This window comes from Turicimonas muris (assembly GCF_002221595.1).
GTDB lineage: Bacteria > Pseudomonadota > Gammaproteobacteria > Burkholderiales > Burkholderiaceae_F > Turicimonas > Turicimonas muris.
The window spans coordinates 620,556-635,321 of record NZ_NHMP01000001.1; the positions used below are offsets into that span (position 1 = coordinate 620,556).

At 43.1% G+C, this 14,766-nt stretch carries 12 protein-coding genes; 8 read left to right on the forward strand and 4 right to left on the reverse strand.

The features are described 5' to 3' along the window. Positions 1-552: 552 nt before the first annotated feature. The 4 genes from ADH67_RS02870 (at position 553) to ADH67_RS02885 (ending at position 5,166) form a co-directional block, all read left to right on the forward strand. Entirely contained in the window at positions 553-3,858 is a 3,306-nt protein-coding gene (locus tag ADH67_RS02870; protein ID WP_158212617.1) for an autotransporter outer membrane beta-barrel domain-containing protein, read from the forward strand. 44 nt (positions 3,859-3,902) lie between these two features. Continuing rightward, complete coding sequence (locus tag ADH67_RS02875; protein ID WP_066591442.1) at positions 3,903-4,322, forward strand: hypothetical protein; 420 nt, start codon at positions 3,903-3,905, stop codon at positions 4,320-4,322. Between the two features lie 16 nt (positions 4,323-4,338). Further along, on the forward strand, positions 4,339-4,638 hold the full coding sequence (locus ADH67_RS02880; protein WP_066591443.1) for a hypothetical protein: 300 nt from the start codon (positions 4,339-4,341) through the stop codon (positions 4,636-4,638). Between the two features lie 165 nt (positions 4,639-4,803). Next, positions 4,804-5,166: a group II intron maturase-specific domain-containing protein gene (locus tag ADH67_RS02885; RefSeq protein ID WP_236578460.1), complete on the forward strand. Its 363-nt coding sequence runs from the start codon at positions 4,804-4,806 to the stop codon at positions 5,164-5,166. A gap of 82 nt (positions 5,167-5,248) precedes the next feature. On the opposite strand, the gene ADH67_RS02890 is transcribed toward ADH67_RS02885, so the two are convergent. Then, entirely contained in the window at positions 5,249-6,394 is a 1,146-nt protein-coding gene (locus ADH67_RS02890; RefSeq protein WP_236578461.1) for a pyridoxal phosphate-dependent aminotransferase, read from the reverse strand. 345 nt (positions 6,395-6,739) lie between these two features. Between ADH67_RS02890 and ADH67_RS13605 the strand changes: the two genes are divergently transcribed. From ADH67_RS13605 to ADH67_RS02900, 3 genes are all read left to right on the forward strand, one after another. Continuing rightward, positions 6,740-6,838 (forward strand): hypothetical protein, encoded by a 99-nt coding sequence (locus ADH67_RS13605; RefSeq protein ID WP_255202360.1) that lies wholly within the window; start codon positions 6,740-6,742, stop codon positions 6,836-6,838. A 4-nt stretch (positions 6,839-6,842) separates the two neighbouring features. Continuing rightward, positions 6,843-8,279, forward strand: coding sequence for an AAA family ATPase (locus tag ADH67_RS13610; RefSeq protein WP_255202357.1), 1,437 nt, complete (start codon positions 6,843-6,845; stop codon positions 8,277-8,279). 234 nt (positions 8,280-8,513) lie between these two features. Beyond that, positions 8,514-11,156 (forward strand): response regulator, encoded by a 2,643-nt coding sequence (locus tag ADH67_RS02900; RefSeq protein WP_066591451.1) that lies wholly within the window; start codon positions 8,514-8,516, stop codon positions 11,154-11,156. Between the two features lie 62 nt (positions 11,157-11,218). Here ADH67_RS02900 and ADH67_RS02905 read toward each other — a convergent pair whose 3' ends face one another. Next, positions 11,219-11,758 (reverse strand): hypothetical protein, encoded by a 540-nt coding sequence (locus tag ADH67_RS02905; protein WP_066591454.1) that lies wholly within the window; start codon positions 11,756-11,758, stop codon positions 11,219-11,221. A 151-nt stretch (positions 11,759-11,909) separates the two neighbouring features. Further along, positions 11,910-12,185, reverse strand: a complete 276-nt coding sequence (locus tag ADH67_RS02910) for an oxidative damage protection protein (protein WP_066591457.1) — start codon at positions 12,183-12,185, stop codon at positions 11,910-11,912. 292 nt (positions 12,186-12,477) lie between these two features. Here ADH67_RS02910 and ADH67_RS02915 point away from each other — a divergent pair, with 292 nt between their 5' ends. After that, complete coding sequence (locus tag ADH67_RS02915) at positions 12,478-13,305, forward strand: META domain-containing protein (protein ID WP_089275698.1); 828 nt, start codon at positions 12,478-12,480, stop codon at positions 13,303-13,305. A gap of 68 nt (positions 13,306-13,373) precedes the next feature. On the opposite strand, the gene argA is transcribed toward ADH67_RS02915, so the two are convergent. Further along, positions 13,374-14,735 carry an amino-acid N-acetyltransferase gene (gene argA, locus ADH67_RS02920; protein WP_084081433.1) on the reverse strand — a complete coding sequence of 454 codons (1,362 nt, stop codon included), beginning with the start codon at positions 14,733-14,735 and terminating at the stop codon, positions 13,374-13,376. Between the last annotated feature and the right edge of the window lie 31 nt (positions 14,736-14,766).

The window sequence follows — 14,766 nt, forward strand, 5'->3', positions numbered from 1 at the left end:
GCCAAAAATTCATTTGCATGAAGACCGCAGTGATATTATTCTAAAGCTACCCCCCCCCAATCGTTTATTCAACGCTTAAATAGGTCTTTTCTTACATTTGTTCAGAGACAGTATTCTCAGTTCTTTGATTTAAATGAACAACAGAATTTAAATTCTTTTTCGAACCTAAGTCTCCGAGATAAATTTTCAGAACCGTCTGATATCAAGGAGAAAATTCCCTCAAATTTTTCTCAGTGTTATTTTGCGATTTTATTATCCTTGAGTTGTGTCGGATATTTGCCTTTAACAATTGCAGCTACGACAGAAAGTGACTCGTCCGATTTAACATTAGATGAAACCATCACAGGTAACTATTCTTTAGGTAATGTGAACTCTTTAACAGGAGAGTTAACAAATGGATTATTTTTCTCCACCTCAGGAAATAATCAAATTATCAATCTTGAAGCAGTTACTCAAGTCAGGGGTACTAAATTGTCAAATGCGAAAGGAGTAAGTAGGGTGGGACTTTTTTCAGCTAAGAATATAAGCACTGCCTCTGGACCAACAATCCAAATGATAAATCTCAAAGCGGAGACTCTTATTTCTTCAAATGGAACAGTTTTTTCTAGCACTTCGTATGAGGGCTCTTTTGAATCAAAAAAAATTACAGAACAACATATTAATTTATTTGTAGATTCAATATCGGCTGGAGTAGGTACCCTTCCTGATTTAACGTTTAATACGCAAAAGCTTTACCAGACTAGCGCAGCTTTTTACGCATATGACGCTAGACAATTGATTAAAGGTTATGTTGGAGAGTTAACGACTTCTAGCTCTGGAAGAGGTGTGGCCTTAGGACTTTTTAACTCTGCTAACAGTAAGGCACAATTTGCAGAACAAATTTTTGAAGGAGAAATTGGTCAAATAGGAACAGAATTGGTTCCTTTTTGGATTGGAGTTTTCGCTCAACGCGGTGGAAACCAGATGGTAGATAAAATAGGGACGATTTACGGAACCTATGCTGGAATAGCCACTGGTGTAAATGATGTTAGGTCTTCCATCCAAGAAATAAAAAGCGTAGATAAGATAATCGTTAAAAACAGCGAGGCCCGTAGTCCTCTCTTCTTTGCCTATGGTATTGAGAATTGGTCACAGGTGGGCAATTGGGATTTCTATGGGTCACAAATTGTCGGTATTACTGATTCAATTTCTGTTAATTCTAAATCGGGACAAGCAATTGCAATTCACAATAAAGGCGGTAAACAGACAATACGTTCCCTTTCTTTATACAACGAAGATAATGATGAACTGGGAGTGAGGGTATCTTCTACAGCAAAACAGTCTCCCGTAGGACTGAGAATTCGGCCGTTCTTATACGATGACAAGTTTTATACAGAGAGCGTCACCTTACTGGAAGGTCCCTTCAATTTTGTAGATAATTCACTTCAAGTTATGGAGCCTATTCATGCCACTACCGGAAAACTCGTTTCCTATGGAAGGTCTGAACTTTGGCTTAAACCAAGTGAATACGGTTCTGTCTTGACTTTGGCAGAAGGTCAGGGGATCACTGTTCAATACGATGCCAAAACCAATCCGAGCGATACCATCAATACTCGTTTGCGACTCGGACACGGAGCTGATCCATACACCATTCGCTTTACTAACAGCAATAAGATCCGGGACTTAGGAATGTTTTCGGGTAACGGTGTAATCCGTTTCGAAGCTGCATATTTAAGCGAAAAACACGTAGATGAAGCCAACAAGCCCAATATAAAAGATCCGAACGAAGAAGACCCGAAGGATCCGGGCGATGATTCCGGAGAAGATCCGAAACAGCCCGACAATCCGGATACTCCAAACCCTGACGAACCTAATCCGGCGCCTGAAACTCCTTCATCAAGAATGACAAGTTTCGGAAACACTTCGGAAACAACATTGAATCTGGCAGTGAATTATTCGGTTTTAAGACGTGCAGCGGATGGTACTGGCGATTCCGGAGATTCCGGTACTACTGACCCAACTGATCCGACTAACCCGACAGATCCTTCCGAAGGCGATGATAAAGAACCTGAGACTCCGCAGCCTTACAACGACTACAAATATCCATACGGAATTAATGGACCGTATGCGAAATATTGGGCCGTAGGCGGAAAGACTGGACAAGCTCCTTACGTTTTTCTCAATCATATTGACACAGCCGATGGAAATCCTATCGCCGCCGATCGTTCCAATGCATCGAAATTAGATTTGGTGGTTAAGGCATATGTTTATGAAAACGGCAAGAACACCGGCGTCTTAATTAACTCCGATAATTTGTGCAGCGGAGGTAAATGCGAAGGTGAAAGCCATTATCCCGGATATCCCGGTGCTAGAGATGACGCGAAGCTGGCAAATATATTCTGGCTCCTCAGAAGTGCCGCTAACAGCATTTTCGCTAACGAAGGCATTGAGAACATGGGAAGCCAGGGAGCCATCATGATCAAAGATGACTACAAGGAGGGCTACTTCGGTTTATCTCAAGGCACGACATGGCATAAGTTGACCGATGAAGACGGCAATGAATTGAAGGATGACAATGGTGACCCAATCATAAGACGCTGGGATCCGAAAGATCCGAATGCTCAGTTTGCTAAGGCTGCCGGTTGGGTTTACCTGCCAGAAGGTGTGGTCAATGAAGCATACAGAGCCCAATGGTATTTCGAGGATGTTTCTTTGGTTGGTGAAACAGCTACTGACCTGGCTGAATACACAACCCTAGGAGTTCCTGCCGATGTTAAGTATCGCGGCGAGATCATTGACCTGACGCCGACTATTCCTTGGAAGCCTTTGGAACCTGGATTCACACATCCTATTCCTTTGATTCCGGCTACTCCTATTCCTCAGCCGAAGCCAAAACCAACTCCAACCATGAAGTCTATTGAATCCGTCTCTCTAAGCCACTATTTCACATGGCGCCAAGAGATTGATACTCTCCATCAGAGACTGGGTGAGATTAGAGATAATAACGAGTTGGAAGGTTTGTGGGCCAGAGGATATGCCGGACGCAACAGGTTCAGCCATAACGGTTATTCTTTCAAAGATAATTACCGTGGAATTCAAATCGGCTTAGATAGAAATTACTATGAATTTTCTGATAAGTATCGCTGTAGAGAAAAAGACGGAGAAAATTTCCCGTGCAAACGTGAAAAATCCATCGAATGGATATATGGAACCGGCCTTTCTTACACTGAAGGCGATCTGAAGTTAAGCCGAGGTGGAACTGCCGATAACTGGATGGCCAGCTGGTGGCTTTACGGTGTCAGAAAGTTTTCTAATGGCGGATATCTTGACTTGGTAGGTAAGGTCAGCCGCTTCTCCAACAAATTCTCGGCATGGAGCAGCGATAGGCTTCTCAACACCAAAGGCCGCGATCATACTTGGGGCTATACATTAAGCGCTGAGTACGGCAACAAGCATTACATTAGAGATAAGAAGGACTGGTACCTAGATCCGCAGTTGCAAATTGTTTACGGAAGAATCTTTGGTTCAAGTTTCAGAACTAATAACCAAGTTAACGTTAAGCATAAGGCTCTTAATAGCTTAATCGGCCGAGTTGGCGTGGCTTTGGGATATGAAGCTAAGAAAGGTTCGGCGTTTGTAAAAGTCGACGGCTTACGAGAGTTTGCCGGAAAACTTGATACCACCTACAAACTTGATGATGGTACATCCAACCGTTCTAGATTCAATCTCAAAGAAACTTGGGGAGAAGTCTCCGCTGGCGGAACCTATACGTTCTCTGAAAAGAAAGATAAGTTTGCTCACTTCTACGTGAAGAGAAGCTTTGCTTCCAAACTTAAAACTGATTACCGAGTCGATATAGGTTTTGAATACTTGTTCTAAAAAAAGGGAGGGCCGGAGGAAAGCTCCGGCTCTTGAAATGGTCTATGAAAAAATTAAAAATTTTGACTATCTCAGCTTTGTTTTGTTCGGGTCTTCTTGCCGGATGTTCTTCCATAGTGACTCATGAGACTCAAGAGCTTGAAGTACTTACCAATCCTGAAACTTGCTCTATCACCATTACTGATGATAAAGGCAACAAAGTTTTTGAAGGATACACACCGGCCAAGGTGGAATTAAATAAGGATCATGGGTATTTTGAAGGCTGTGTTTATGACATTCATCTGGAAAAAGGAGGCTTCCAGCCACAGGACTTAGTAGTGAAATCGAAGAACACTTCCTGGTACGTCTTTGGAAATACGTTGAATGTATTTATTCCCGGTTGGATTAGTGTCGATCCGAAGATGAGAAGGATGCATGAACTTATGCCAGCCAAGGTTGAAGTCCAAATGGTACCAATGGAATAGGATTAAGGAGGTGAATATGAGAAGTACATTGTTGACAATCATTTTGGCATGTGGTTTTTTCCTGCTTACCTCGTGTGCCACAGTTCCTCCGGAGCCGGTTATTGAAGAGCTGCAAGACGGCAGTTTCAGAATATCTGTAATCTATGAAACTGAATGGTCCGGTCAATTTCTTACCAATAAGTTGATTAAGAAAGCTGAAATTTTTTGTGAGGAGCGTCAACAACAATTTGAAAAGGTTCAGTTTACGGTAAAAGATGACGGACGCTTTAATTACGCTAAATCTGAAGTCATATTTAAATGTATAAAGGCTAAGTAAAAGCTTAGAACTCAGAGCTAAGTAACCAATATCTTTTTTCGTAGAGAGTTCTTCAATCAAAAAACTGCCTCCTAGTTTTTTTCGGAGGCAGTAGTTCTTTCAGTCTTTCCTTAGAAGAAGGACAAAAATCTTCCTAAGTAAGCTTCCCATGGCTCGATAAGAGCCGTGGGAAGCTTACACTCAGCAAGGGGAACTTCCCTAAAGACGACGATAGAAAGAATAACTCCTGTCCTCAGGGGTTGGAGGAACTACTATCGTCTTGATACCAGGAAGCAGTACTGGAGTGAAATGGACGAAAGAATTCGCCACCATCTCCGTAAACTTATCTGGATTGCTTGGAAGAGACCGAAGACAAGAGAACGGAACCTGATCAAACTAGGTCTGGACCCGGAGACCGCCTGGAAAAGTTCGGTAAATGGCAGAGGTGCATGGTGGAACTCGGGCCAGGCTCACATGAACCTGACCATCAAGAACGCCCGTTTCGCCAGATTAGGGTTATATTCTCTCCGCTTTATGGCGATTCGTTAATGAAGCGCCCACTACGGACCCGTACGGTGGGTGCTGTGAGAGGGGGACGGGGCAACCCAACCCTCTACTCGATCAGAAGGAATTAAATGAAGCCTTTCTGACGGAATTCTTTAAGCTTCTGAACGAAGTATTTCATTTCGTCCGGCGTACCTAAAGAAACACGGCACCACTGTGTGGCTGGCGGGAAGGGCCGCCCCACAAGGATGTGTTCTTCTTTCATGCGGTCGGCAAACGGTTTCAGAGGAACCTTCAAGTCCATGAATACGAAGTTTGTTTCGCTTGGCAGGTAAGGAATGTGAAGTTCATCCAATGTTGCAAGAAGAATCTTCCTGGATTCGTCATTCATTGCCTTAGATTTAGCCAAGAATTCTTTGTCTTTTAATTCTGCGGTGGCGGCGGCAAGTGTCGCCTGGTTCATCATAACTTCATAGGCAACATGGTTTTCGATATTGTCGATAACTGCCGGGGCTGCATATGCAAAACCTAAGCGCATGCCCGCCATTGCAAAGATTTTAGAGAATGTCTTGAGAACAACCAGGTTGTTGTAGCCTTCTTTAATCAATTCTCCGGCGGACTTGAAGGACGGATCGTTAACGAATTCTGCGTATGCTTCATCCAAGATGAAGAAAGTATTTTTTGGTTTAGTTTTGATCCAGTCGAACAAAGCTTGTGTGTTGACGATAGTCGATGTCGGGTTGTTCGGATTGACGATATAGACAATCACATGCTTGCTCTTAGCCTGCTGAGCAGCAAGTTTGCGGAGAGCGGCAAGATCGATGCTCCAGTTCGGACCCATCTTAACTGTCTTAACCGGAATATGATTGCGCTTGGCAACGTCGGCACCATCGCTGTAAGTCAATTCCGGGTATACAAAAACGGTTTTGCCCGGAACGTTGTAGGCTTCGACGGAAGCACGAATCGCTTCTGCCGAGCCGTGAGTAAGAAGAAGGTTATCCGGCTGAGTACCCATGTATTGGGCCAATTCTTTTTTAATAGCGCCTACTTGAGCAAACGGATAACGTGAGGCTCGTGATGTAGATTCTTCGATAGCTTTTTTAGCACCATCGCTCAGACCGAGAGGGTTTTCATTGAAGCACAACAGCATAGGTTTCTTGGCTGTCGGAGGAGTGAACTCCGGTTCTGCAGCAACGGTTGCATCCATTGCAGAGCCGAATAACATGGCCCCGAGGGAAGAACCCGCGAATTTAAAAAGACTGCGTCTTTGCAATTTATTTCTCCTAAAAAATTTTGGCTGCAAAATAATTATTAATCCAAAAAGTGCCTTGTAAGAAGAATCTTTTCAGAATTTTTCTGTTCTTGACTATTTTGAGCGTTATGCGACTTGCGTATTGCCGAAAGGAAAAAAAATGGACTTTCTGAAGTGGGAATCTTTTTCTCAGTAGTCTTGAGGAATTCCTATAAGAAAGGAAGTTCCAAGCTAGTTGTTGGTTGATGGTTCTTTTGGCAAACCTCAACTAAAATGAAAAGATAAAGCCAATTCAGAGATGCGACGATGGACGAGAGAAAAATAAAAGATTTACCGCTAGGAACATCTGATTTCATAGCCTTGAGAATGGCGGACCAGCTTTATGTCGACAAAACTGACCTGGTCTACAAAATTGCCTCGGTAAGAAGAAAGTATTTTTTTTTCTCGTCCGAGAAGATTTGGTAAATCTTTGCTTATTTCTACATTCGAAGCTTTATTCAAATATGGAGTCAAGTACTTTGAAGGTCTGGCGATTGAGAAACTCTGGAAAGAGCACAAGGAGTACAAGATCGTTAGATTGGACTTCTCTGAGATCAAGCCTCTTTTCGGATTAAATAAATTTTGTAAAGATCTTACGGGCCTGATTATTGATAAATTTTCATCTTTGGGTTTCGAATATAAATCTTCCGAACTTTCTCTCTTCAGACAATTGTCTTCTTGGATGGAAGAACAGGAACCTTCTTCTCTAGTCATTCTCATCGATGAATACGATGCTCCTTTAACGTCGTGCCTGAATGATCCCATTCTATTTGAGCAGATCAGAAGTCTTTTGGCAGAGTTTTATTCGGTCATTAAGGCAAATGACAGTTCGCTGCGTTTTGTTTTTATTACCGGTAATACGAAGTTCAATAAGACGAGCATTTTCTCTGAGCTGAACAACCTTAAAGATCTAACGCTGGATGTTGGATTTGGAACGTTGTTAGGTTATACGCATGACGAAATTCAACGGTATTTCTTACCTTATTTACATGAGGCGGCATCAACGTTGAATATCAGCGACAAAGAATTATTGGAAAAACTTACTCGGCAATACGACGGTTTTTGTTTTGAAAGAACAGCAAGCAAACATGTTTTTGCTCCGTGGTTATTGCTGAATTTCTTTTCTTATCCTGAGAACGGTCTGGTTGATTATTGGTTTGAAAGCGGAGGAAAGCCTTCCGTATTAGTGGAATATCTGAAGTCTCACGCCTTACGACATCCGGAAGAATATAGTCGGGAGAAGACAATTTCTCTTTCGGAATTGTCTGGTTCAGCCGATATCCAAACTGTTTCAGATTTGGGATTGTTAGTGCAGGCTGGCTATTTAACAATCAAGTCCGTTGAGTACGGAGATACGGTTTACCTCGATTATCCAAATCTTGAAGTGCGCCGTGCCATGGCCAGGCTATATTTGGAAAGACTTTTGAGCGGTAGAGTTGCAGGCCAAGTGGGAGCCGGTCCTATTGTGAAGGTTCTAAGTGAGGAAAATACAGAATCTTTGTTCCACATTCTTAACCGCCTTTTTTCTTCAATTGATTATTACAAATATCCGGTAAGAGACGAGGCCTCCCTGCGAGCCTATGTTCAGGTGTATATGGCTGGTGCAGGTCTTGAGCCGAAGATAGAGCATCACAATGCCTTTGGAAGAAGTGATTTAGAAGTCAGAGCCGGTGAAAGACACTGGATTCTAGAACTTAAGATTGATCGAGGGGAAGAGAGCTCCAAAGAAAAGCTGAGAGAAGGTGTTGCTCAAATGCTCAGCAGACATTATGGGGATGAGGCCGTCTCAAAAGAAAAGATAAGAGCAGTACCCGTTTATTCCATCGAGAAAAAGCAATTTGTGAAGTGGCAGGAAGTGTCATCATAAAAATAATCAACGGTTGACATCTTTTCGGCTTATCTTTCCTTACGATCGGCTGACTAGGAGGAGTTGATTTTTCTGGATGCAGTTGTGTTGCTCGTTTCTCATCGACTTTTTCTTAGAATTCTATATTTCAAGCGGCTGATGAAACAGCTTGGAGGATTTTGTCCGAATTATTCGAATCGGAACTACAATTGTTTAATACTAAAAACCGAAAAAGCCGAATAATAAGGAAAACAAATGCACCTCCCATCCGAGTTGAGAACTAAATTGTCGTCTGTAAAAAGCAAAATTTTGATCCGTGCTCTTTATGTACTCATTATTGTTTATACAGTTTTTGTGACGATAAGTATGTGGAGAGCAAATCAGCATACGGTTGATATGTTTGAATATCCGTATCAAGTCACTCGGAGCGTCAGCGAAATCCAAGCTCGTCTTAATGAAATGGGCCACACCATTCCATTTATTATGGGCAATACGGACTCCTTCGAAGATATTGTGGAAGTGCTGAAAATGCAGGAAGAAGAACAAAACCGTTCTTTGGAGTTCTTGGAACACCACTTCCGCGGAGATCCGAAAGAATATCAGCAGCTGATGCAGGACTTCTCCAACATTAAAGAACAAAGACGCAAATTAGCCCTCGAAACCGTGGGCAAAAATAAGGACGAAGTTCTTAGGATGTATCAAGAACAGGTTGCCCCGTATTTTGATGTTTTGGATAAGACCCTCAGTAAGGTCAGTGCAAATGCCGATGCAAGAAGTGCGGAAATTAAAGCCCAGGCTCAGCGTCTAATCGATTCCGTTATCATCACAACTTGCTTATTCGGACTTCTTCTCGTTGGATTTCTTTGGTATGTTCTGAACTCCGAAGAAAGAGCTCATAAAGCAATTCGCCATCGAGAACAGCTTTTTAATATTCTTTCCCATACCGTTGATGAAGTATTCATCATTTTTAATAAGAAGCTCAAACCCGAGTTCATCAGCTCCAACAGCGAGCGAGTCTTAGGAACCAAATCAAATGATCTGCTCCGTAGTAAAGGCGACTTTGCTGTCCGTTTAATGGAAGATATAACCGCCTCACTAAGCGATCAGATCAATCTCGAAGAAGCTTTTCAAATCAGAGAAAAAGATTTTCAATGCGAAGGAATTAACCGTCAGTTTAAGATACGCTTCTATCCAATCCTGGAAGCTTCCGGTGAAGCAGGCTACATCGTAGTAGTATCTGATGAAACCGAAGCCCAGGAGCAGAAGCGGATTCTGAGTGATTCTTTGAATAATGCCTTGTCGGCAAGTGTTGCTAAGAGCCGCTTCCTTTCTCACGTTTCTCATGAAATCCGTACCCCGATGAATGCCATTATTGGTATGGCTACCATCGCACTGGCAAAAATTAATGACAAACCGAAGGTAGAAGACTGCTTGTTGAAGATATCTCAGTCATCTCGTCACTTGTTGGGACTCATCAACGATATTCTTGATATGTCGAAGATCGAGGAAAACAAACTGACGATCGCTGCCGATGAATTCAAGTTCAGTGAAGCAGTCACATCCGTCGTGAATTTAATTGCCCCGCAGGCAAGCGAAAAAAATATTAAATTCGACGTAGTTTTCAATGACGAGATTGAAGAGACTTTGATTGGCGATGCAATGAGGCTTAATCAGGTTCTTATCAACATTTTGTCCAATGCCGTAAAGTTCACGCCTGAAGGCGGAGAAGTCAAGCTCATTGTCAACAGACTTTGGATAAAGCAGAACACAGTTTATTTGCAATTCATTGTTAAAGACAACGGTATCGGAATGAGTCCGGAATTCCAAAAGAAAGTGTTTGATCCGTTTGAGCAGGCTTCCGTGAAAATTTCTTCTATTTACGGAGGTACTGGTCTTGGTCTCTCCATTACCCGCAACTTAGTCTTGTTGATGGGAGGCTCTATCTCCGTTCAAAGTCAGGAAGGTCTCGGGTCAGAGTTCTCCGTCGAGCTTCCGTTCGGCTTTACTAATGAAGAGAATACCGCCCCTCATGGCCTCGGTGAATTCAAAGTGCTTGTCGTGGATGATGATATTGGCACCTGTGAGCACGCATGCTTGATTTTGAAGCGCTTGGGCCAGAACACTGAGTTTGCTCTTGACGGTTATAAAGCCGTTGAAATGGTTAAAGAGTCCCGCGATGAAGGACATCCTTACGATGTGGTCTTTATCGACTGGAAGATGCCGGGAATTGATGGAGAAGAAACCGCAAGAAGAATCAGAAAGCTCGAGGGGCTAAACCTGTTAATTATCATCATGAGCGCTTACGATTGGGCGCCAATTGAAGAAAGCGCCCGAGAGGCCGGTGTTAACAGCTTTGTTGCCAAACCGTTCTTTGCTAATTCGCTGAAGGCAGCATTGATGTCGGTTGATAAAGAGGTGCAGACCAAGACGGCCTTGGCAGCCCCCGATATGTACGATTTCACCGGTAAGAGGGTCTTACTGGTGGAAGATAATGTATTCAATCAAGAAGTGGCTCAAGAATTCTTGTCAATGGCTCATGTGGAAACAGACACGGCTGAAAACGGCCAAATCGCAGTTAAGAAGTTCTTCGAGTCTCCTGTAGGATACTACGATGCGATTTTGATGGATATTCAAATGCCTGTAATGAACGGATACGAGGCCACCAAAAAAATCCGTGCATCTTCCCATCCGGATGCCGTGTCGGTTCCAATCATTGCCATGACGGCAAACGCCTTTACTGAGGACGTCTCGTTGTCCTTAAGTGCAGGGATGAATGCTCACTTATCAAAACCGTTGGATATGCTGTGCATCTATAAACTTTTGGAACAAACCTTCAAGGGTAAAGAGAAGACAAGTTCCAACGACAAAAATTTTGAAAAAGGCGCGAAGTCAGAGTAAACAAGAAAATTAAAGCGGCTGGCAACCATCAGGTTTTCAGCCGTTGCTCTTAAACGATTCCTTTAGTTGATAGAGTTTTTCTTTTCATCAATATCGAGCGGCGAAAGATCGTCCGGATTTTCTCCAATTTGCTCGATAAGCTGCTGCATCATGCGGGCGATTTTGTCTTGATCTTTGATGCCTTCAAGCTTTGCCTTTTCAAATTCGGTAAGGGAGTCATTTAAGGTTTTCAGAGAGGCCGTCTTCTTTTCCTCCGGCATCTTAGGGAGGCTGGTGGTAAGGTAGTTGGTAAACAGACGGACGCCGAAAGCAATTGCCATGAAAAATGGCAGAGGCACTAATGCTCGGGAAGTGGATTTCTCACTCTGACGTTTCGGATCTCTGGCAATCTCGATGTCTTTTAGCCCCATTTGGCCTTGCTCAAGGATGGAATGAGAGATGAAGATTGTTTCCGAACGCATGAGAGGATCATCAATATATTTAATCGAGTCTTCCATCACTCTTCCTGCATCAACGATAGCAGCAAAGGTATCAATTGAAAGCGGAACCTGGATAGGAAGAGATTCAAACTCTGTTGTTTTCTTAGATCTTCTTGTTGCCATAGTATTGCCTTCGTTGAACGATTAATACGTGCGATAGAAAATAGTTTTGCTCGGTGTGACAATCACGAACTCAGGATTGTCATAGATAATTTTAACTAGTAAACAAAACCCGCCGTTGAGCAGTCAAGAGCGGGTTGGGAACAATCCTATATTATTTCTTCTCAGGTTCGACATAACCTTCTGGATGGGCTACACCTTCACCAAAGAAGTGAGCTTCGATCTGTTCCAAAAGCCATTTGCGGGCTTTCGGATCAGCCATGGAAAGTCTGTTTTCATTGACTAACATGGTCTGAAGTCTTTTCCACTGTTCCCAAGCTTCCTTGGAAACATTCAAGTAGATTTTTTTTCCTAATTCGCCTGGAAGCGGAGGCAGTTCCAAACCTTCAGCTTCTCTTCCTAACTTTACGCACTGAACCATACGGGCCATGAGCCTTCTCCTTTAAATTTTTCAAGTAGTCTAAACTAATCAGGCTGAAATCTTCAACTTAAATCCATTTTCAAAATTTAACAGTTTGTTTGACTTCCTTATTTTCTTGTACTTGCCAAGCTTTATCAGGCGCTGTTTTTACACTTTTCTGAGAAGCTCGTGCAGAAACGAGTTTTTCCTCGAATAGGACGCAAGCGAATTAGCTAAATTTTCTTCTATTATCACGGGCAGATTTTGAGAAAAAAGCTGCCGAAGAGCACCGCTTTTGGCAGTTAAAAAGAAAGGAACAGAAATGACAAAAATCAAATTGGCTGTAGCTTTAGCCATTTTGGCAGCCTTGGGAGGCTGCGCATCTGCAGATAAGGCGGTCGATTCGCAAAACCAATTGAGCAGATCGTCTGCGGTTAACGGAACTTGGAACTTAGAATCCTACTTAATTGATGGTCAAACAACAAATTTCGATGCTACGGCTCAATTCAAGTTGAGATTTGATGCCGCCAACCAAGTCTTCAGCATGCGGACGGATTGCAACACGATTAACGGCATGTACCAAGTCATTAACGGCAAAATTCTTTTCCACAATGCACTGGTTACGGGAATGGCATGCGACAAAGAAATCGTCGAGCTCAATCTTCGTCGGCTCCTCAACGCTCCTAAGGCTTTTGGTGTTGTTGCTGGATCAATCTTCAAGCTCACTTCACCGAATATTGGATCGGCAAATTTCGTAAAACGAAATGACGATAAGAATCAGGCAGAGCTGCAAATTGTTTCTCGAGAAGAAGACAGGCGTTTGCAAGATTTATTAGTCGGCAAAACTTTTATCGGTGACGGTAAAGGAGGGGGTTTAGCCGTAAAATTAACGCTTCATTTCAAGAAAAACCGTGCTCTTGAATGCTCTTCCGACTTCTATCAAGCCTTTCCAAAACCTGTAAAGACAATCGGCTATTACAAGGTTGAAGACCAAGTCATCACCGTTGGATGTCATCCTCAGGAGTTTGAGAAGCCAATAGTCTGGGACTTCACGGTTAAAAACAATGGTGATGAACTTTTCTTCAATCACTCGAACCTTGAAGCCGAAGGCTCCATGAAAGATAACTGGATGTCTTTGAAGAAACAGTAAAAACAAATTGAGCGTAACGGAGAATCATCATTATGCTCAATTTACAAGTAATTACGTTTAACTGGCACTTAAAGGTCTTTGATAAAAATCTGAGATCTTCTCTGCCAGTTGTAAAGGTCTCGCTTTTTGAGCGGAAGTTCTTCTAACGACGCGGTTCTGAAGCCTTTCTTCAAAAACCAGTGAGCGGTTCGGGTTGTTAAGACAAATAAACGGGTAAGACCTTCTTTCCTGGCTTGTTTTTCAATTTGTCTTAAAAGCTTATCGGCTTCGCCTTTACCTTGATAGTCGGGATGGACGGTCAAGGCTCCCATTTCACCGATTTTCTCTTCCGGGAAGGCATATAAAGCGGCGCTGCCGTAAATAATGCCGTCGTGTTCGAGAACAATAAATTTGGAAATATCAGCTTCCAATTTTTCCCTCGGACGCTTAACTAAAGTACCGTCTTCTTCCAACGGTTGAAGAAGCTTAATGAGACCTTGAAGATCGTCAATGGTTGCGGTTTTCATGGATTCCATATGTTCTTCAGTGATCAGGGTGCCTACTCCGTCATGCGTAAACAGCTCTCCGAGAATGCCCCCGTCGAGGAAGTACGGAATAATGTGCACGCGGTCCACGCCTTTTTTGATGGCTTTTAAGGCATAACCGAGATTGTAGATGTCCTCTTGATCAACCAGGCCTTTCTCTACAAACTCTTCGGCTTGTTCAGCGGTCAGTTCGCTGATGACCTCTCCGAAGCGTCTTACTCCGTCAACATCGGAGAGGAGAACCAGCTTGTCAGCTTTAATTGCACCCGCAATGGAAGATGCAACATCTTCCAAAGTAAGGTTAAAGGCCTCTCCGGTCGGAGAAAAACCTAAAGGTGCAACAAGTACGATATTCTTGTTATTAAGCTGCTGATGAATGGCTTCGGAATCAACTTTGCGGACAATCCCCGTTAATTTGAAATCTATGCCGTCGATAATTCCGAGAGGGCGGGCAATAACGAAATTGCCGCTGACGACTCTCACATGACTGTGCGCCATCGGAGTGTTTGGCAGACCCTGAGAAAAAGCAGCTTCAATGTCTAGGCGCACTTCGCCGGCGGCTTCTTTGACGCAGGAAAGCGTTTCCGGATCCGTAATACGAATGTTGTTGGAAAGGGAAGGCCGGATATTCTGCAGCTTTAAGAGTCTTTCTACTTGCGGACGTACACCGTAAACTAAGACTAGTTTGGAGCCGAGAGCGGAAATAACGCTGACATCATGAATAAAACTTTCCAGCTTGCCTCGTTCAATCATTTCTCCGGAAACGGCGATAACGATAGTCTGATTTTTAATAGAGTGGATATGCGGAGCAACTCCTCTGAACCATTGCACCCAGGGAGCAATGGACTCTTCCTCTTCTTGGAGCTCCTCTTGTTCTAAGTTTTTCTCTTCTTGTGTGTCCGTCATGAGTCTTTCTCAAAAAAGATTGCCGAATTCA